Annotated in this window: 17 protein-coding genes; 14 read left to right on the forward strand and 3 right to left on the reverse strand. The window is 43.8% G+C overall.

What is annotated here, in order from left to right:
• Entirely contained in the window at positions 1-1,188 is a 1,188-nt protein-coding gene (locus ABWV45_RS04850; protein ID WP_353349241.1) for a pyridoxal phosphate-dependent aminotransferase, read from the reverse strand.
• Between the two features lie 193 nt (positions 1,189-1,381).
• Between ABWV45_RS04850 and dksA the strand changes: the two genes are divergently transcribed.
• The 12 genes from dksA (at position 1,382) to ABWV45_RS04910 (ending at position 17,070) form a co-directional block, all read left to right on the forward strand.
• Positions 1,382-1,819, forward strand: a complete 438-nt coding sequence (gene dksA, locus ABWV45_RS04855) for an RNA polymerase-binding protein DksA (RefSeq protein WP_353349243.1) — start codon at positions 1,382-1,384, stop codon at positions 1,817-1,819.
• Positions 1,820-1,868: 49 nt separating this feature from the next.
• Positions 1,869-2,747: a tRNA glutamyl-Q(34) synthetase GluQRS gene (gluQRS, locus tag ABWV45_RS04860; RefSeq protein WP_353349245.1), complete on the forward strand. Its 879-nt coding sequence runs from the start codon at positions 1,869-1,871 to the stop codon at positions 2,745-2,747.
• Between the two features lie 256 nt (positions 2,748-3,003).
• On the forward strand, positions 3,004-5,943 hold the full coding sequence (locus tag ABWV45_RS04865) for an ATP-binding protein (RefSeq protein ID WP_353349247.1): 2,940 nt from the start codon (positions 3,004-3,006) through the stop codon (positions 5,941-5,943).
• Positions 5,944-5,956: 13 nt separating this feature from the next.
• A complete protein-coding gene (locus ABWV45_RS04870) occupies positions 5,957-7,348 on the forward strand; it encodes a sigma-54-dependent transcriptional regulator (RefSeq protein WP_353349249.1) in 1,392 nt (463 codons plus the stop codon).
• Between the two features lie 1,296 nt (positions 7,349-8,644).
• A complete protein-coding gene (pcnB, locus tag ABWV45_RS04875) occupies positions 8,645-9,928 on the forward strand; it encodes a polynucleotide adenylyltransferase PcnB (protein ID WP_353349251.1) in 1,284 nt (427 codons plus the stop codon).
• A gap of 9 nt (positions 9,929-9,937) precedes the next feature.
• Complete coding sequence (folK, locus tag ABWV45_RS04880; protein ID WP_353349253.1) at positions 9,938-10,432, forward strand: 2-amino-4-hydroxy-6-hydroxymethyldihydropteridine diphosphokinase; 495 nt, start codon at positions 9,938-9,940, stop codon at positions 10,430-10,432.
• Positions 10,433-10,486: 54 nt separating this feature from the next.
• Positions 10,487-11,284 (forward strand): 3-methyl-2-oxobutanoate hydroxymethyltransferase, encoded by a 798-nt coding sequence (gene panB, locus ABWV45_RS04885; RefSeq protein WP_353349255.1) that lies wholly within the window; start codon positions 10,487-10,489, stop codon positions 11,282-11,284.
• Complete coding sequence (panC, locus tag ABWV45_RS04890) at positions 11,281-12,132, forward strand: pantoate--beta-alanine ligase (RefSeq protein WP_353349257.1); 852 nt, start codon at positions 11,281-11,283, stop codon at positions 12,130-12,132. The genes panB and panC overlap by 4 nt, the downstream gene beginning before the upstream one ends.
• Positions 12,133-12,277: 145 nt before the next feature.
• The gene (gene panD, locus ABWV45_RS04895; RefSeq protein ID WP_353349259.1) at positions 12,278-12,658 is read left to right on the forward strand and encodes an aspartate 1-decarboxylase; all 381 of its coding nucleotides are present in this window, start codon (positions 12,278-12,280) and stop codon (positions 12,656-12,658) included.
• A gap of 130 nt (positions 12,659-12,788) precedes the next feature.
• Positions 12,789-14,408 carry a methyl-accepting chemotaxis protein gene (locus ABWV45_RS04900; protein ID WP_353349261.1) on the forward strand — a complete coding sequence of 540 codons (1,620 nt, stop codon included), beginning with the start codon at positions 12,789-12,791 and terminating at the stop codon, positions 14,406-14,408.
• A gap of 36 nt (positions 14,409-14,444) precedes the next feature.
• The gene (gene mtnA / locus ABWV45_RS04905; protein ID WP_353349263.1) at positions 14,445-15,500 is read left to right on the forward strand and encodes an S-methyl-5-thioribose-1-phosphate isomerase; all 1,056 of its coding nucleotides are present in this window, start codon (positions 14,445-14,447) and stop codon (positions 15,498-15,500) included.
• 391 nt (positions 15,501-15,891) lie between these two features.
• Positions 15,892-17,070 carry an acetyl-CoA C-acetyltransferase gene (locus ABWV45_RS04910; protein WP_353349265.1) on the forward strand — a complete coding sequence of 393 codons (1,179 nt, stop codon included), beginning with the start codon at positions 15,892-15,894 and terminating at the stop codon, positions 17,068-17,070.
• 37 nt (positions 17,071-17,107) lie between these two features.
• Here the strand turns inward: ABWV45_RS04910 and ABWV45_RS04915 are convergent, their stop codons facing one another.
• Positions 17,108-17,698 (reverse strand): hypothetical protein, encoded by a 591-nt coding sequence (locus ABWV45_RS04915; protein WP_353349267.1) that lies wholly within the window; start codon positions 17,696-17,698, stop codon positions 17,108-17,110.
• 219 nt (positions 17,699-17,917) lie between these two features.
• On the opposite strand from ABWV45_RS04915, the gene ABWV45_RS04920 reads away from it, so the two are divergent.
• Positions 17,918-18,967: a hypothetical protein gene (locus ABWV45_RS04920; protein WP_353349269.1), complete on the forward strand. Its 1,050-nt coding sequence runs from the start codon at positions 17,918-17,920 to the stop codon at positions 18,965-18,967.
• A gap of 193 nt (positions 18,968-19,160) precedes the next feature.
• On the opposite strand, the gene ABWV45_RS04925 is transcribed toward ABWV45_RS04920, so the two are convergent.
• Complete coding sequence (locus ABWV45_RS04925; protein ID WP_353349271.1) at positions 19,161-19,361, reverse strand: hypothetical protein; 201 nt, start codon at positions 19,359-19,361, stop codon at positions 19,161-19,163.
• Positions 19,362-19,608: 247 nt separating this feature from the next.
• Here ABWV45_RS04925 and miaB point away from each other — a divergent pair, with 247 nt between their 5' ends.
• A complete protein-coding gene (gene miaB / locus ABWV45_RS04930) occupies positions 19,609-20,952 on the forward strand; it encodes a tRNA (N6-isopentenyl adenosine(37)-C2)-methylthiotransferase MiaB (protein WP_353349273.1) in 1,344 nt (447 codons plus the stop codon).
• Positions 20,953-20,971 lie beyond the last annotated feature (19 nt).

Genomic DNA, 20,971 nt, shown 5'->3' on the forward strand with positions numbered 1-20,971 from the left:
TTAATCGCTTATTTGTGTGTCTTGTAAATATTCGCTGAGTCGATCTATGGCATTGCTTAATACAGGTATATCACTGGTATAAGCAAAACGTACAAAGTGGTTTCCCTGAGCATGGCCAAAATCCACTCCTGGGGTAATTGCGAGGGCTTTTTTCTCAAGTAAGTCATGGCAAAACCCCATGCTATCTTGGCTGAATTTATGATTTAAACCGCTAATATCCGCATAAATGTAAAACGCACCTTCCGGTTTGGCAGGAATGCGGAATCCAAGGGCTTCTAATTTAGGCAATAAAAACCCTAAGCGGTCTGAAAATGCATTTTTACGTATTTCTAATTCTTCAATAACGTTTGCATCAAAACAATCCAATGCCGCATATTGAGCAGGTGTATTAGGTGCTAAAAATAAATTCTGTGCTAATTTATCTATTCCTTTGATTGCCCACTTGGGGGCCACTAGCCAACCAAGGCGCCACCCTGTCATGGCGAAATACTTAGAGAAACTGTTAATTACAAACACATCGTCCCCATAATTCACCGCACTATAGGGAGCTTGACCGTTGTAGGTTAGACCATGGTAAATCTCATCTACCAGCAATATACCCTGTTTGCTTCTTATTGCTTGATGCAAGCTGCGCAATTGCTCTTCTCTCATGAGTGCACCTGTGGGGTTTGATGGCGTTGCAACCAATGCTCCTACGGTTGATGTCTGCCAATGTTCAGCGACCTGCTCAGGGGTTAAATGAAAGCCATCTTCCGCCTTGGTTTGAATCAACTGTCCATCTGCATTGATATTGGCTAGAAAATGGCGATTACACGGATAACCCGGATCAGTAAGTAATAAGGTTTCGTCTGGGTCCATGATTAGTGAGGTTATCAACTGCAAAGCCCCTGAGGCTCCCGGAGTAATCACAATGCGCTCTGGCTCCACTTGCTCACCATAGCGCGACTGGTAAAACTGAGCTATTTTTTGTTTCAGTTGAGGTAAACCCGTTGCCCCAGTGTAGTGAGTTTGGCCATGATTAAGGGCATTAATACCTGCTTGAATCACAGCATCAGGGCTTGGAAAATCTGGTTCTCCCACCTCTAAATGAATCACATCTTGACCCTGCTGCTGCATGGTTTGGGCCCTTGCAAGCAGATCCATTACGTGAAATGGCTCAATTTGTTGGAGCCGTTTGGCTAGTTTCATGTTATTTTCCACAGGTATTTGAGCATATTTTGCTGATTTTCATAGCAAAGGTCTGCTTTTTTTCACAATAATGTGGCATAGGCTTGCGTTATCTGATAGCTTTTCGCCGCCCAAAAGATACGGTCCAAGCTTGAAATGGACCTAAAATGGAAACAAGATTGGCCTTTGGCCTGACAAGGTGAGGCAGTAATTTATGTCAGTAACAGAACATCAATCATTTGCGCTATCCAACTTCGAGCCTTACAAAGAGAAGAAAGGCGAAGAGTACATGGGTTCAGAAATGAAAGCCCATTTCAAGATGATTCTTAACAACTGGAAGCAGGAGTTAATGGAAGAAGCGGATCGCACCAAGATGCATATGCAGACGGATGCGGAAAACTACGCTGATCCTAACGATCGCGCCAGCCAAGAAGAAGAGTTCAGCCTTGAATTGCGCACCCGTGATCGCGAACGTAAATTGATTAAGAAAATCGAAAAAACCATAGAGCTCATTGATAAAGATGACTACGGTTACTGTGAAGCATGTGGCGTTGAAATTGGCGTTCGTCGTCTTGAAGCACGCCCAACAGCTGATCTTTGCATCGATTGCAAAACCCTAGCTGAAATCAAAGAGCGTCAAACAGGCAAATAAAGAAGCCTAACGCTTTCACAAGCACCTAGATTAATTCTAGGTGCGAGTCATGCCTATGAATCATACTCACCCGTATATTGGGCGGTTTGCCCCTACCCCTACTGGACCTTTGCATTTTGGCTCATTAGTAGCTGCACTTGCCAGTTATCTTGATGCGAAGTCTCAAAATGGGAAATGGTTGTTACGCATAGAAGATTTAGACCCCCCCCGTGAAGATCCAAATGCCTCTACACGGATACCCAAGCAATTGCTTGAACATGGCTTGCAATGGGATGGTGACATTCAGTATCAAAGCCAACACAGTGCTCAATATGAGAAGGCACTTCAAACATTAGTGTCATCTAATCACACCTTTCATTGCCAATGCTCGCGCAAACAACTTGCCACCAATAACGGCTTACATCTTGGCCCTTGCCTGTGCTTAACCCAAGATAATGCAGCCATACGTTTACAAGTACCCGATGCGAATTACGCATTTACAGATGGTGTATATGGCCATATAGAGCAAAACCTGCATCATCAAGTGGGAGATCCAATACTCAAACGCAAAGACGGCTTGTACGCTTATCAATTAGCGGTGGTGGTGGACGATTACTTATCTTGCGTAAACCATGTGGTGCGAGGAGTAGACTTACTGGATAACACCCCCCGACAGCTGTTCTTAATGGAATGTCTGGGCTACCCAGCCCCCCATTATTTACATATTCCGTTAATTACCAACCCTCAAGGGCAAAAGCTTAGTAAGCAAAATCAAGCCACTGCCATTGACCCAAGCAATGCCAAAGATAACTTACTGGCTGCTTTACAGTTCCTTAATCAGCCCATTAATAGCGCAATGAGAGATATGCCAATAACAAGTTTGCTACAAACCGCCAGCAACTCTTGGCAAGCTAATTTGATCACACCAAGCCATGCAGGGTTAATCTAAGTTCTGCGTTATACACATTGATACTTGCCTAGATCTGTTACCCCCAGTAACATCACAGCCCTCATTTTTGCTCAAGGCCGGTCATGTACGCACATCGCCTGATCCTATTATTTGTCTTTGCAGGATTCGTTTTCTCGCCAATAATCATAGATTGGTGGCTTGAGCCTGCTGGGTCTTGGTATCGCCCCTTTGCTTTATGGCTAATATTGATTGGTTTCTCTGTTTGGCTACAATTCTGGCAAGAGAAGGAATAGCTATGACCTTTAGCGTCGGCGCGTTAAGTGCCATTATCCTCGTCTACCTATTCATTCTGTTTTTCACAGCCTATATTGTTGAGAAAAACTGGGTACCTGTAAAATGGGTACGCCACCCAGCTGTGTATGTCTTATCACTGGGTGTCTACGCCAGTGCTTGGGCATTTTATGGCAGTGTCGGTCTGGCCCATCAATATGGCTATGGTTATCTAACGTATTATCTGGGGATTAGTGGTGCCTTTGTTTTAGCCCCTGTTTTACTCAAGCCCATATTGCGCATTACTCAAGACTATCAACTCACATCCCTTGCTGACCTATTTGCTTTTCGTTTTCGCTCTCGAGCCGCTGGCACACTGAGTACCGTCGTCATGCTCATGGCCATCTTACCCCTAATTACCCTGCAAATTACCGCCGTCACCGACAGCTTTCGAATCTTAAACGATGAATTTGGCCGCATTGATATTGCCCTTGGCTATTGTGCTGTAATGACGGCTTTTGCCATTTTGTTTGGTGCCCGTCACGTCAGCCCAAGGGAGAAACACGACGGGCTGGTATTTGCCATAGCCTTTGAGTCCATCATTAAGCTGATCGCCATTGTCGTGCTGGGCATTGCGTCCATGTATATGGTATTTGATGGCCCAGGCGCTATGGATACTTGGCTGCAAAGTAATTACCACCGCCTGACCAGTATGACGGACCCCATCCAAGAAGGACCATGGCGCACATTATTATTGGTGTTTTTTGCTGCGGCCTTGGTTATGCCCCATATGTTTCATATGGCCTTTACTGAAAACACCTCCACTCGCGCATTAAGTTTTGCCAGCTGGGGTTTGCCGTTATTTTTATTAATTATGGCTATGATGGTACCGCCTATTTTATGGGCCGGTATTCATTTGCACGTCAATACCTACCCTGAATACTTTGCCGTGGGTATTGGCTTGAAATTGGAAAACCCATGGTTAGCAGGTATTGCATTTTTAGGTGGCCTTGCTGCGGCTTCTGGCATCATGATTGTCACCACCATTGCCATGGCTGCCATGGTGCTAAATCACATGGTATTACCAGCATTTCAGCCCAACCCGAAGAAAGACGTATATGCGTGGTTATTATGGATACGTCGCTGGATCATTGTGGCCTTATTTACAGCAAGCTACGTGTTTTACCGCTATTTTACTCAGGACAAAGACCTATCCGAACTAGGCATCATCGCATTTGTCGCCACCTTGCAGTTTTTACCCGGTGTTCTAGCGGTTTTGTATTGGCCACTCGCCAACCGCCAAGGTTTTATCAGTGGATTAAGCACAGGTATGCTTATGTGGTTCTGGAGCATGTTTTTACCCCTGCTTGAAGAAGACAGTCTTACTTGGCTGCAACCTTTCATTCCGCAGATCAATAATGATAACTGGTACTTGTCTGCCACCTCATCCGTATTGGTTAATGCAACCGTTCTTATATTGGTGTCATTACTCACTAAAACTCGGGAAATTGAATCCAGTACCGCAGAAGCCTGCTCTATTGACACGCTAAGTGCGCCAGAGCGAAAAGAACTCGTTAACAGCTCGCCTAGCGAATTCATTGCTAGTCTAACCGAACCTCTGGGGGAACAAGCCGCCCAAAGGGAAGTGAAACAAGCCCTTGACGACTTAAGTTTAAAAGACGACGAAAACCGTCCGTATCAGTTACGTCGTTTACGCAATAAAATTGAGGTAAACCTATCTGGTTTAATGGGGCCATCCGTGGCCCACAGTCTGGTAAGCCAATGGCTACCCTACAAACACACAAGTAGCGTGAATGTTAGCCATGATATTCATTACATAGAAAAAGGCCTTGAAGCCTACCACTCTCGACTAACGGGCTTAGCTGCCGAACTGGATAGTCTGCGCCGCTTTCACCGTCAGACGTTGGAACACCTACCAATGGGAGCTTGTAGCCTAGGCAACGACGGCGAGATTCTAATGTGGAACAGCGCCCTTACTGAACACACTCAAATCTCAGCCGATGACGTGGTAGGCAGCAAAGTAGAGAATCTACGGGACCCATTGCGCAGCCTTTTGGTGGACTTTATCAATGACTCCAGTAGCCACATTCACAAAAAAACCATTGAAGTAAATGGGCGCCCACGCTGGATTAATCTGCACAAAGGTACATTAGAAAACCCAGATAATCACGAATACGGTGGTTTGGTCATATTAATTGAAGATCAAACAGACACCCAACTGTTAGAAGAAGAACTCATCCACAGCGAACGTTTAGCCTCGGTAGGTCGCCTAGCCGCTGGTGTTGCCCATGAGATTGGCAACCCCATCACAGGTATTGCCTGCTTAGCACAAGACATCAAATACGAAACCGACAACCCACAGCTACTCGAAATCGGCGAGCAAATTCTCGAACAAACCCAAAGGGTTAGCCGAATAGTGCAATCACTAGTGAATTTCTCACACACCGGCAATCACTTACAGCATGAAGAACAAGGGCCTGTGAACATTCGTGTATGCACTCAGGACGCCATCGATCTACTACTCCTGAGTGACAAAGAAAACGAAATTCACTTTGAAAACAACTGTGATGACACCTGCATCGTATTTGGTGACGAACAACGGTTACAACAAGTATTTGTTAATCTACTCAGTAATGCTCGGGATGCCAGCCCAAATAACAGTATCATTCGCATCGAAAGTAACATTGATCGTCATTCTGTCGAAATCAAAGTCACAGACGAAGGCTCAGGCATTGAGCCAGACGCCATAGAACGAATTTTTGAACCCTTCTTTACGACCAAAGAGGTAGGAAAAGGCACCGGATTAGGTTTAGCCTTGGTTTACAGCATCATCGAAGAACATTACGGCCACATCAATATTCAAAGCCCAGCCAATGAAATAACTGGTATAGGCACTTGTGTGACCATCAGCTTACCGCGTTTCCAAGAAGAGTCAGACGCATAACAAAGGAATACCAATGGCCAATATTCTCATAGTAGAAGACGAAAAAGTCATTCGCAGTGCCTTACGCCGACTACTGGAACGCAACGAATACAGTGTAGACGAAGCACCCACTTTAACCGAGGCCAAAGAGTTCGACTTAAACCAATATGATCTGATCATCAGCGACCTACGCCTACCCGGTGGGCACGGCACTGAATTAATCGAACTGGCTGACAAAACTCCTGTATTAATCATGACCAGCTACGCCAGCTTAAAAAGCGCAGTAGATGCCATGAAAATGGGGGCGGTGGATTACATTGCAAAACCCTTTGATCACGATGAAATGCTCATCGCCGTACAGCGAATCCTAAAAGGGCGAAACCTAGAAAAACAAAACCAAGTTTTAAAACAAGAAATACAAAAAGTACACCCAACCAATGGCATCATTGGCAGCTGTCCCCCTATGCAGGACTTGTTTAAAAAAATTGGAAAAGTCAGCCCCACCGATGCCACTGTGTTAATTCTGGGAGAGTCAGGTACAGGTAAAGAACTGGTGGCCCGAGCCATCCATGACCAAAGCCCCCGTGGCGACGCGCAATTAATTAGCGTGAACTGCGCCGCTATTCCTGAAACCCTAATTGAATCTGAATTATTCGGCCATGAAAAAGGTGCTTTCACTGGCGCCACCGCTGTGCGCCAAGGTTTAGTTGAAGCCGCCGATGGTGGCACATTATTTTTAGATGAGATTGGCGAACTACCACTAGAGGCTCAAGCACGCTTATTACGGGTACTGCAAGAAAGTGAAATACGCCGTGTAGGTAGCGTGCAAAGTAAAAAGGTTAACGTGCGCCTAGTGGCTGCTACCCATAGGAACCTAAAGGAATTGGCTAAAAAAGGCGAATTCCGTGAAGATTTATACTACCGCTTAAACGTGGTCGAATTAAAACTGCCACCATTACGCGAACGTGGAGATGATGTCATTGAGCTTGCACAAAAACTGCTAGAACGAGCTTGTGAAAAACTGAACCGGCCACTGCTTCAGTTTTCCAATCAATGTGAAAGAGACATTAAAAGCTACCCGTGGCCGGGTAATGTGCGTGAACTAGAAAACGCCGTCGAACGCTCAGTGATTTTAAATGATGGCGAACCTATTACCGCTGAGTCTATGGCCATAGACGCTCAGCACGACGATAAAATTCCAGCCTCAATGATGGCCTCGCTACAATCTGAGCCTGCCACAGAGGAAGCCAGCAAAGCCGAAGTTAATCCATCAGAACTATCTTTGGATGACTATTTCCAGCATTTTGTTTTAGAAAACGAAGATAAAATGACAGAAACAGAACTGGCGCAAAAATTGGGAATTAGCCGTAAAAGCTTATGGGAGCGCCGTCAGCGATTGGGCATTCCTCGTAAAAAAGCAAAATAGCTCTACCTACTTAAAAACGCGTAGTTAAATTTTTTAATTGCGCGTCTTCCAGTACCTATTCAGTGAGAAGTGTTACCTGACGTCAAAATGTTACCTGTCGCCCCAGGACTAGGTTTAAAAGCGTCAACTTTGGTAACAATGTATCTGACACTTTTGAACCTAAATCCAAATGAAAACCATAACACTTTGAAATATAAAGGTTTTTCAAATCTGGCACGACACATGCTCTAGTCAAAGTAAGTCACAGAAATACATAAATAAAAATAACAAAGTGTTTCTGACTGGGGCCCAGTTGAGTCAAATAAAAATAAAAATATCAGCTATCGCCACTTTGCCACCAATAAAAATAAAAACTGGCATCTGAAGTAGATTGCTTTAGGTTCATTACTCCTAAGAGATATGAATTTAAAGCAATTTACTTGATTTCTTCCTTGCTCAATACACCAAAACCGTTATTTACGCCTACCCCCACACCATGTTCAACCAGTGACTACTCAATTTTTTGACCCATATAAGTCCATATACTTCATTAAGTAGTAACATTTTGATTTTACTCTATTTTCTTTGAACACTTATTGTACAGTCCAGCATTATCTAGAGACTAATCTGGCCAAATATGGCGTGTGAAGGCCAATTTGTTACCGGCGTTACCCAAGTGCACAAACTGTGTCAGTAAAAGGTGACTCTCGGTAACAAACATCTGACAGGTTTTATTAATAATAATTCAAATAATTTACAACTTATTGATTTTAAAGGATTTTTTAAAGTTGGCACACCAAATGCTTTATTACAGACACATAACGACATCATCACAAATAAAAATAAAAAAGATGAGTCGTGCGTAACACTTAATATGACACAAACAACAATAAAAAAGTTCAATCAGTGTTACGGGCCAAAATAATTAAAATAACAGGCCAAATAGAATTCGTGTTTTGAGTGTGTAGTGACCCATTATTAAAATAACAACAAGGGCGCACCAGATACTCAAAACACAATTCGATCTAAATAATAAAAATAATAAACTCACTCGAATCGAATCTGGGTAGCCCCAATAAAAATAAAAACAGCTACCCTCGACATTTTCTTTCTTTATCTCCTCCCCCTAATTATCGTGCTTTAGTTGCGTTTATGTTTAACTTCTGTACACTGCCAACTCCTTAATAATCAGCTAATGGCTTAATTTTATTAGTATTTGCTCTGAATTTTTCACACCTTCATTTGTGTCTTCACCTGATCATGCTTAAACGTCTTATTTCAAAACTCAAGAAATCATCGCATCCTTCACAGGAACAAGTGCAGATCATTCCTCGTAAAGAGCATGACATTAGCCGAGATGACATTAGTGAAAACGCAGTAAAAGTACTTTATCGCCTTAAGAAAGCTGGATATGAAGCCTATCTAGTGGGTGGCGGTGTACGCGACCTATTACTGGGCATGCATCCAAAAGACTTTGACGTCGCCACTAACGCCAGCCCCGAACAAGTTAACAAGTTATTTCGTAACTCACGTTTAATTGGTCGTCGATTTCGTTTAGTGCATGTCGTATATGGCCGAGATGTCATTGAAGTAGCCACTTTGCGCGGCCATCACGATAATGCCGAAGGCAAGCAACAATCAAAAACCAGTGATTCAGGCATGTTATTACGTGATAACGTGTATGGCACCATAGATGAAGACGCGGTACGCCGTGACTTCACTATAAATGCATTGTATTACGACATTAAAGACTTTTCGGTACGCTCTTATGAAGGCGGCATTCAAGATTTAAAACGTAAAAACATTCGCTTAATTGGCGACCCTGAAACCCGCTACCGCGAAGACCCTGTGCGCATGCTACGTGCAGTACGCTTTGCTGCTAAGCTCAACTTCAAAATTGCGTCAAATACAGCGGCCCCAATTAAAGAATTAGCGCCGCTCATGTCCAATATTCCAGCGGCTCGGTTATTTGATGAAGTGATCAAACTGTTTTTAGCAGGTTACGCACAAAATACGTTTAAGTTGCTAGAAGAATACAAACTGTTTGAACAATTATTCCCTCATACTCAGCAATGCCTAAATGAAAACGACTTTTACCGACGTATGATCAATAACGCACTGGTAAATAGTGATGAACGCATTGCCCAAGGCAAAACCTTAACCCCTGCGTTTTTGTATGCGGTATTCCTATGGCCTTGTGTATTGGAAACACAAAAAACACTAGAAGCTCAAGGTATGCCTGCTGCGGCGGCTTATCATCAAGCCACCAGCCAAGTGCTTAGTAATCAACAAGCTCATACCTCTGTCCCTCGACGCTTCACCGAGGTGATTCGCCACATCTGGGACAGTCAGCGTCGCCTTGAGCGCCGTGTTAAAAAGCACTTAGAAAGCATTCTAACTCACCCTAAATTTCGTGCGGCTTACGACTTCTTATTACTAAGAGAGCAAACAGGGGAAGAATTAGCCGGTGCAGGCAAGTGGTGGACACAATACCAAAAAGACAATGCCCATCTGATTGAACAAGCCAAGTCTCAAGCTAGAGAGCGCCGTAAACCTAGATCTTCAGACCGACGCCCTCGTCGTCGCGGCCCAGCCCAGTAGAACAGCTCAATGAAATCTTGGGTCGATATTTACATAGGTTTAGGTAGCAACTTAGACCAGCCATTACAGCATGTGGAGCAAGCCTTCCAGAGCCTTGCTTCCCATAAGCATTTTCAAAACGCCAAATTAAGCGGTATTTATCAAAGCAAACCCGTTGGTCCACAAGACCAACCTGACTTTATTAATGCTGTTGCCCATGCTCAAACACAGCTTGGCCCCCATGATGTATTAGATTGCCTGCAATCCATAGAGAACGTCCATGGCCGTGTGCGTCTGAGGCACTGGGGGGAGCGCAGCTTGGACCTAGACTTGTTAATGTACGGACAAGCACAAATACGTACCCCAAGACTGACTGTTCCTCATAGCCATATGTTACAACGCAGCTTTGTCTTGTACCCTTTGGCTGATTTGGTCCCAAATTTGTGTTTTGATAACGGCCTTAATCTCGGTGAACACCTAAACAAGCTTGAGTTTGATCTTAAGCTGCTTAAAAAAGGCATTTGACTTAGTCCTGTCTTATCTGGACTATACGCCTCAAATTAATAGTGAGTTGTACATATGAGTAAAACCACCATAAACACCCTACTCCAGTGTAAAAGTAATAAGGAAAAATTCACCGTAGTCACTGCCTACGATGCAACCTTTGCACACTTGGCCAGTGCCGCAGGCATTGATGTGTTATTGGTTGGCGACTCATTAGGTATGGTTGTTCAAGGCCAAGACAGCACAGTACCTGTGACCTTAGAGCAAATGTGTTACCACACATCAGCCGTAAAGCAGGGTAATCAAGGGGCATTGATTATGGCAGATATGCCCTATATGTCTTATGCCTCGCCAGAACAAGCCATTGCCAATGCCGCCGAGCTGATGCAAGCAGGCGCACAAATGGTCAAGCTAGAAGGCGGAGCATGGTTAGTGGGCACAGTAGAAGCCATGAGCGAACGTGGTATCCCGGTTTGTTCACATCTAGGATTAACGCCTCAATACGTGCATAAATTTGGTGGTTACAAAGTACAGGGGCGTGAAGATAGCGCCGCCAAACAGATGATTGCCGATGCTCAAGCCATGGAAGCGGCCGGTGCTGATATTCTGTTACTTGAATGCGTACCCAGTGAACTAGCAAAAACCCTAACCCAAAGTGTTTCCATTCCAGTGATTGGCATAGGCGCTGGTAATGACACAGATGCTCAAGTATTGGTGTGTTACGACATGCTGGGCATGAACCCAGGCCACATTCCTAAATTTGTTAAAAACTACATGGTAGAAGGCCGCACCATTAGTGAAGCATTTGCAGCGTACAACCATGAAGTAAAACAAGGTTTGTTCCCTGCTCCTGAGCACGGATTTAAAGCATGAAAACAGTTGAAACCATCGCACAGCTGCAAGCTGAAATCAGAGCAGCACGAGCTCAAGGCAAACGCATTGGCTTCGTACCTACCATGGGTAATCTACATGAAGGCCATATGATCTTAGTGGATCAAGCCTCTGAAGAATGTGATTTCGTGGTTGCTAGCATCTTTATCAACCCGCTACAGTTTAACGACATTGACGACTTGGGCCGCTACCCCCGCACCCTCGCTGCTGACCAAGAGCATCTGCGTGATCGTGATTGCGATTTATTGTTTTTCCCCTCTGTAGATGAAATGTACCCAGATGGCCAAGACGCACAAACCACGGTAAGCGTACCTGTGGTCAGTGAAGGTTTATGTGGTAACTCACGCCCTGGACATTTTGATGGGGTTGCCACTGTAGTGAGCAAGCTTTTCCATATGGTGCAACCAGATGCGGCGTTCTTTGGTGAAAAAGACTTTCAACAGTTAACCGTTATTCAAAAAATGGTTCGTGACCTTAATTTACCTTTTGACGTGGTAGGTGTACCTACGTGTCGCGAAGAAAACGGCCTAGCTATGAGCTCTCGTAACAACTACTTAACCTCTGAAGAGCGCGAAAACGCAGGGCACATTTATCAGGTCTTAAATGACATTGCCGAGCAAATCAGAGACGGTAAAAAAGATTTTACTGAGCTGTGCCTTCTTGGCAAACAAACATTAGAGACTCACGGTTTTCAGCCCGATTACATTGAAGTTCGTAGCGCCAAAGAGCTCAAGCCAGCCACTGAAAAAGATTCAGAGCTGGTCATATTGATAGCTGCCATTTTAGGAAAAGCGCGCTTAATTGATAATTTACGCGTAAATCTGAACTAAAACTCATTCTTTATATGCCCAAGCGTTTATTGAATCAATAATTCGCTTCGGGCATACTGCGCCCCACCTAAAATGGGGTAAACGGGGATAAAGTTGTTTACACGCTTTATTCAATTAGCCAAACACGTTTTAAAAGGTTGTTACTATGCAATCCACCATGCTTAAAGCCAAGTTACACCAAGCTCGTGTAACCCATGCCGTGCTTGAATACGAAGGCTCTTGTGCCATCGATGGCAACCTGTTGGACATGGCCGGTATCTTTGAGAACGAACAGGTACAAATTTATAACATCGAAAACGGCCAGCGCTTCACCACTTATGCGATACGGGGTGAAGAAGGCAGTGGCATTATCTCTGTGAATGGCGCCGCCGCTCATTTAGCTGAGGTAGGTCAACGAGTGATTATTTGTGCTTACTCTGGATATTCCGACGAAGAGCTTAAAACCTATAAGCCTCGCCTGATTTATTTGGCCGATGGCAATGAGATCTCTCATACAACAAACGCCATACCTGTTCAGGTAGCATAAACCTAATTAAACCCACTAACTGTGGGTTTAATTTTACTAATTTTCACAATTACCCTCTATTTCCTTGCCTGTCTTGTCAATGTTGTCTAAACCCAATACATGGACATTATTTTTTTGGCCAAGGATGCGTATGCCTTTTTTCTCCAAGCTCTCCCTTAAATATAAAATATTCAGCATCGCCATTATTAGCGCCTTGGGCTTTGCTTGTTATGTGACCTATCACTTTAAAGTTACACAAGCCAATGATCAGCGCCTAGAGCGTATTCAAGTGGTCAACTATCCCACACTAGAAAATATCGGAGCCATTTGGGTGGACTTGTTTTCCGCTAGATCCTCAATGCAATCTGCCATCTCAGACAGTGAACCCGATCTCATAGACGAGGCTATAGCATACCAACAAAGCATCAATACACGCTTAACCGACATATCCGTGCTCGCCCCAGAGTACAAAGCCACTACCGACACCTTAATTACTCAATTGAATGATTACATTATTACAGCTAGGTCACTAACCCTAGGAATGCTTGATGCAGGCATGTCTCTATCAGACATGCGCACCAATGCGCAAAAGATGCTTCAGCACTACAACACTTTCACCAATGGCTTGGTGGCCTTTCGCGACAAAGCAAACCAAGATTTTGTCGCACGCTTAGATCATGCAAAAATAGAAAGTCAGTTATCGCTCACCACCGGTATGGTAATCGCGTCAATCATCATTGTAATAATATTTATAGGCTCTTATATTATTGCAAATACCGTCACGTCTAATTTATTTAAAATAATCAAAGAACTAAAAGGCATGGCAACAGGCAAAGGTGACTTAACTATGCGCCTAGAAACCAAAGCACAAGATGAAATCGGCACGCTTGTGAATCGGTTTAATGACTTCACCACGCATCTTCAACTAATGATCAAAGTATTAGCCAATCTAGCACTGGGCGTGACACAAAGTACTGAAGAAGTGAAAGAAATCGCTGATCACACACGCCAAGGCATCGAGAGCCAACAAGGGGAAATTCAGCAGGTGGCCACCGCCATCACTGAAATGGCACAAACCTCAGGAGAGGTTTCAACAAATGCAGGCCAAGTTTTAGAGGCCACCGAGCAAGCCAATACGGAATCCCATTCATCGCAACAAGTGTTACAGCAAAATATTCAAGGCATTAACGTATTGGCCAGTAACATTGAAAATGCGCAATCAGTAATACAAGCCCTAGCCAACGAAGTAGAGCAAATCGCCACAGCCTCACAAGACATTGGCAACATTGCAGAACAAACCAACCTGTTAGCTTTAAATGCCGCCATTGAAGCAGCAAGAGCTGGCGAACAAGGACGCGGCTTTGCCGTGGTGGCAGATGAGGTTCGCACCCTAGCTGGCAGAACCGCTGAAAGTACCGCTGAAATTGGCGACATAGTTAAACGACTTTTAGAAAACACCACTCAAGCAGTGGACGTAATGGAGCAATCTAAAAGCCAAGCAGAAGACGCCGTTAGTCAGTCTAAAAACACCGGAGAATCGTTACAAAAAATACTTAACTCCATTGGCACCATCAACGATATGAACCAACTGGTTTCTAACTCAGCGATAGAGCAAAGCAGTGTGGCCGAAGAAGTGAGTCAAAACATTGTACGCATCAATAGTTTTTCTGATCAAACTGTGGAAAATGCCCAATCAACCGCTAATGCAACTCAGAAACTCAGTGAACAAGCCGAGCAATTAAAAGCCATCGTTAATGAATTCAAGGTATAATCTTCGTCATCTAACATTCTATTCGAGCGTTACAGCATGACATTGATGGCCAACATGGACAGCGTTCGCGCCGTCCAATTTTCTAATGAGCAACTCATACTTTTAGATCAACGACTGCTTCCAAACGAAGAAAGTTATCTTCATTACACTCACGTTGAAGATGTTGCCCAAGCCATTACCGACATGGTGGTACGCGGGGCTCCTGCCATTGGCATCACAGCGGCATATGGCATTGTATTAGCCGCCATCTCACAGAAAGATCAATCTAAGTTAAACTTAAATCATGCATTTGATCTGCTTGCTAAATCTCGCCCCACTGCGGTTAATTTATTTTGGGCATTGCAAAAAATGCAAGAAGTATTATCCACCCATAATACGCAAAGTGTTGCTGAACAAATCGAAAAACTATTTGAAACCGCCCTTGCAATTCATCAAGACGACATTAAAAACAATCAAATTATGGGGCAATTAGGGGCCGAACTTATTGAAGCGGGTAGCCAAGTCTATACCCACTGTAATGCAGGGGCGCTTGCTACCGGGGGTTACGGCACAGCTCTAGGTGTAATTCGAGCTGCATTTACCCAACAAAAAATTGATCAGGTATACGCTGGGGAAACTCGCCCATGGCTACAAGGGGCGCGCCTCACCGCTTGGGAGCTTATGCGCGACAATATCCCTGTTACGTTATCTACAGAGGGGGCTGCAGGGCAATTACTTCGCCAAGGTGATATTAAATGGATAATTGTGGGTGCGGATCGCATTGCAGCCAATGGCGATGTAGCCAATAAAATTGGCACTTATAACTTAGCCGTTTTAGCAAAGCATCATGGTGTAAAGTTCATGGTGGTGGCACCAAGTTCGACTTTTGATTTAAGCATTCACCAAGGAAAAGATATTCCTATAGAAGCTCGCCCAATGTCAGAGGTAACACACATTCAAGGGCATGAAATCACCCCAGAAAAATGTCCTGCTATTAACCCTTCGTTTGATGTCACACCCAATGAATTAATTGATGCGATTATTTGTGAGCAAGGCATTCTAACAGCACCGTTTTCTGACAATATTTCAGCGCTATTAAATCATTCTCATTAAGGCATATATATGATGCGCGAGTACATGCAACAACAAACATTGTCATTATTCAGTGTTGTTCATGTACTTGTTTTAAGCGTATTTTTGTAACTAATTATAAACCCTGTTGGCAGCTGTACAGTAAAGAGTACTCACAAATATCGTGAAACGCATCTGAATTATTTTTCGATTAACACCCAACTAGGCATACCTTAATCACTTAAGTATTTCTTTGAACCATCCAAAACTCTGATACCCACCTACGGTTTATTTCCTAAAGCATATTCTATTGAATAATTCATTCGTGATTAAGGGATCTCAAAACCACTTAATTGCGCTAAACTCATCAATCTTGATTAAATTTTAAGCACTACCGTACCAATTTAATACACAGTGCATTGTGGAGATGTATATGAAAGAAGTCGTTATTGTTGCCGCTGGTCGTAGCGCCATTGGGTCTTTTCAAGGTAGTTTGTCCGCGTTAAGTGCCGTTGAGCTAGGCACTCAAGTTATTAAGGGGATTATTACGCGCTCAGGTGTTGCAGCCGACCAAGTGGACGAAGTTATTTTTGGTCACGTATTAACAGCGGGCGAAGGCCAGAACCCAGCTCGCCAAAGCGCCATTCATGCAGGCCTTTCACAGCATACTCCAGCTCTTACAATCAACAAGGTTTGTGGTTCAGCCCTTAAAGCCGTTCACCTTGCAGCACAAGCCATTCAAAGTGGTGATGCCGATATTATTATCGCCGGCGGCCAAGAAAGTATGTCCAACTCGGCACACGTGATGCCCAATTCTCGCACCGGTCAACGCATGGGGCCCATTACCATGGTCGACACCATGATCAAAGACGGCCTTTGGGATGCATTTAACGATTACCACATGGGAATCACAGCTGAAAACCTTGCCGAGAAATTCGACATTAGCCGCGAACAGCAAGATGCCTTTGCCGCAGCCAGTCAGCAAAAAGCAGTGGCCGCGCAAGAAGCGGGGAAATTTAAAGATGAAATCATTCCTATGGTTATTCCTCAGCGTAAAGGAGATGATGTCACTGTCGATACCGACGAGGGCCCACGAGCTGGCACCACTGTCGAAAAGCTAGCAGGCATGCGCCCAGCCTTTAAAAAAGACGGAACCGTCACCGCGGCCAATGCATCGTCTTTAAATGACGGCGCAGCTGCCATTATGCTAACCAGTAAAGAAAAAGCCCAAGAGTTAGGTTTAACTGTTTTAGCCACCATTAAAGGCTATGCCAATGCAGGTGTAGACCCAAGTATCATGGGAATTGGACCTGTTAGCGCCAGCAAGCGCTGCCTTGAAAAAGCGGGCTGGTCATTAGAAGATATTGATTTGATTGAAGCCAACGAAGCGTTTGCCGTGCAATCATTATCGGTAGGTAAAGAGTTAGGCTGGGACAGCGAGAAAGTAAACGTCAACGGCGGTGCCATTGCACTTGGACACCCTATAGGGGCATCCGGTTGCCGCGTATTAGTGACACTCATTCACGAAATGCAAAAACGTGACGTTAAAAAGGGCCTCGCTACCTTGTGTATAGGTGGCGGTATGGGTGTCAGTATTGCCATCGAGCGATAAAAATCAAACTGTGCCACTGCTTGCAGTGGCACAAACATCAATGTACCGCGGTACCCTCATCTGGCTCAACATTGCCAAACTCTGCAGGCAATAAACTGTGTTTATTGACAACCAAAGTGTCATAGACGTCCAGCTCGATATTTTTATCCTCGACCACTAAAGGTTCCAGCAAAACACAAACAGCTTCAATGCTATCCAACTCTGCAATGATGCAAGTTTTGAAGCCATCTAAGGTATGTATTGCGGTTAGTTCACCAATGTCGGCCTCACACATAACAGTGACAATGTCATCGGCAAGCACCTCATCAGCATCTAATGGCTCTATAAATCGAGCAGCGGCTACCATGTGTAAAATATCGATGATCTCAGGATCAGCCAAATCCAATTGTTGTGGCTCATCGTGATCGCTGAGTACCTTTTCAACTAACGCTTGAAATAAATCTAAATCTTCATCCGTCCAACTCAGATCGATTTTACTGCTGTGGGGGCTTGGAATATCAGTAGCGAGTAATATTTCATGGGTGGATTGAGGGTCTAACTCGGGCATGACGATATTGACATGCTCAGTTCCAGTGCCAGCCATATCGGCTAAGCGCCATTTTAGGGGGTGTTTAACTGCCTGTGTCATAGTCGGCCTCCATTTATCATTTTTGCCGCAGTGCACTTCAAACATACCAAATACGTTAACAAGTTTTGGCGTATCTCTTGTCGCTTTTTTTGATGTAGGTAAAACCTCCCAAATACTTATTAATTTTAGCCTATAACAGGTTCTCTTCTGAGTATAGTGGTATATTAGCCTCGTTTTTTATAATCCATAAAATTTACGCACATTAAGGTTATACCAAGCATGCATGTAAAACTACATAAGCCTTTGTTTTTATTAGCATTTACACTTTTATTAAGTGCCTGTTCAAGCTTGCCAGATCAAAAAATTATTAACTCAAAGGCGACACAATTATCACAAAAAAACAACTCCTCTACACAAGCTCTACTACAAAATGCCAAGCTTAAAATACAAAAAGCCAATACGAAATTGTTAGCATTTTACGCGCCAACTTATATGGAAAAAGCACAAGAAAGCTACAATAAAGCCAAAGAACTGTATGCCGACAATGCAGAAACCAAAGACATCCAATTGCAATCTCAGCTGGTCATGCAATACGTAGAATCAGGCGTACGTAATAAGAAAATGGTGAAAGAATACCTAGCCAGCAGTTTAAATCACCGCGCAGTATTAGAGAAATTAAAAACCGATACTTTATTTCCTGCCGAATTTGCCGTCGTTACCGAGCAACAATTAGAGTTGATTCGTCAAGTTGAACAACGTAAAGAAATTGAAGCTCGCAATCATCAAAAAGCCATCATTAAGGCCATGAAAGCACTTGAAGTGAAAACCATTAAACACACTTACTTAAGTAAAACCTACACCATGCTTAAGCAAGCAGAATCTCTTAAAGCGGCCCAACATTTGCCAACTATCTATCAAGAGACACTGGCTCAAATCAAACAAATTGAAGCTTACATAAGCGAAAACCCAAGAAAAAAGACACAGATCAATCAATACAGCCAAGATAGTTTATTTTCAGCCGAACGCCTTTTTTCATTATCGCGACTTGCCAATCAGCTAGAAAACAAACAAGAAGGTGAACTAGAAAACTGGATTATCTCACTTGAAAATCAAATGCAAAGCATTTCGCAAGCCATGCAGCATGATGATATACGCAACCTATCATTAGCTGATCAAAGCTTAATTTTAAGCCAATATGGTAAAAAAATTCTAAAGCAAAACAAATACACAAGCTCAGCCTTAAAGCAGCAAAAAGAGCTAGCGAAATGGAAGCGTAAAGTAGTTTTATTGGAAGCAGAAATTAAACGCCTAAAAAGGCAAAGTCATTAACTTTTATCTTCGTTTAAAATTTATGTTTCTAAAGGAGATAGAATTTCAGTGCTAAATAGTCGATGGGTAAACTATTCTTCAATAACACTGCACAATAATATCCATCAAGCAAGGATGAGACAGCCAGTTTAATCGGCCAGAACAAAAAGAGGAAAGCGTCTCTCTTAATTTAGTCAATAAATGGGAAGGCGAGCTACTGACGCATTTGATTCAGCAGATCCATACGAGACTCAATCATGGTTCGATAGGTTTTCATTAAACTAAAGCGATGAGGGGCATCTTCAGCTTGTAAGCGTGTTAATTGAGATTCTAGCTTGTTAATTTCAGCTTCTAGGCGTAAAACAATATTATGATGGCAGCCGTCACCACGCAAACGGTATCCTTCCTGAGTCATTGCCCTTCTCTCCATTGTTAATTCATATGAACCTGACTTCTTAACTAGGCGTCTCAAAACTTTCATCCTCTACTGCTAATCTAAAGCACCATTTTACCATTCTAGTCCGTGATTAATATCACACATAATTACAATTTATGTAAGAAATCACTTACAAAGATGCAACTAAACCAAGGTAAAACTGGGCAGAAACTGCACATTTGTTTATAATGCGCGCCCCTAATCCATAGCATGAGTGGTCAAATCCGTGGCGAAAAAGTTGTTTATTAAAACCCATGGCTGCCAAATGAATGAATACGATAGCTCCCGTATGGCGGATCTATTAGGTGATACCCATGCTATGGAGATCACCAACAACGAAGAAGAAGCCGATGTTATCTTGCTCAACACCTGCTCTATTCGTGAAAAAGCCCAAGAAAAGGTGTTCCACCAGCTTGGCCGTTGGAACAAACTAAAGAAGAAAAACCCTAACCTAATTATAGGTGTGGGTGGCTGCGTGGCCAGCCAAGAAGGAGACGCCATCCGCAAACGCGCGCCTCAAGTGGACATGATATTTGGTCCACAAACCCTGCATAAACTGCCGCAATTTGTAGATGCCACCACCAGTAATAAAATTCCAGTAATGGATGTAACCTTCCCTGAAATAGAGAAGTTTGACCACTTGCCAGCTCCTAAAGTAGACGGCGGCAGTGCCTTTTTATCCATCATGGAAGGCTGTAGTAAATATTGTACATTCTGCGTAGTACCTTATACACGCGGCGAAGAAGTGAGCCGACCATTTAACGACGTGATGAAAGAAGTACATCAACTTGCCGAGCAAGGGGTGCGCGAGATCAACCTACTAGGGCAAAATGTAAACTGTTACGAAGGTCAAACTGACGACGGTGGCATCATGGATCTCGCTGAATTGATCCATCACGTGGCGGAAGTAGACGGCATTGACCGCATTCGCTTTACCACGTCGAATCCCCTTGAGTTCACCGACAGCTTGATTCAAGCCTTTGCCGAAGTACCAGAACTGGTAAGCCACTTACACCTGCCGGTACAAAGCGGCTCTAACAAGATTTTAGCCGCCATGAAACGTGGCCACGAAGTGGACATGTACATTGATAAGATCAAACGTATCAAGCAAGTTCGCCCTGATATCAGCATCAGTTCAGACTTCATTATTGGCTTCCCAGGGGAAACCGACGAAGATTTCCAAGACACCATGAATCTGATTCATGAAATTGGCTTTGATACTTCATTCAGCTTTGTTTATAGCAAACGCCCCGGTACACCAGCGTCTGAACTAGAAGACACCACCCCTGAAGACGTGAAGAAAAAGCGCCTAGCCATTTTGCAAGATCGTATCATTCAAAACGCGCAACAAATTGGCCGCCGCATGGTAGGCACCACAGAAACCATCTTAGTGGTCAGCGTATCGAACAAAGACCCAGGCAAGTTAATGGGGCGCTCTGAGAATAACCGCTCGGTCTACTTCCATAGCGACGACCACAGCCTGATAGGTAAATTTGTAAAAGTACACATTGAAGAAGCCTATACCAATAGTTTATATGGGCGCGCTTTACTCGAAGAAGGTGTATTCTAGTCAACACTACAGGGCCACA

This window comes from Oceaniserpentilla sp. 4NH20-0058, from assembly GCF_040371755.1.
Lineage (GTDB): Bacteria > Pseudomonadota > Gammaproteobacteria > Pseudomonadales > Oceanobacteraceae > Bermanella.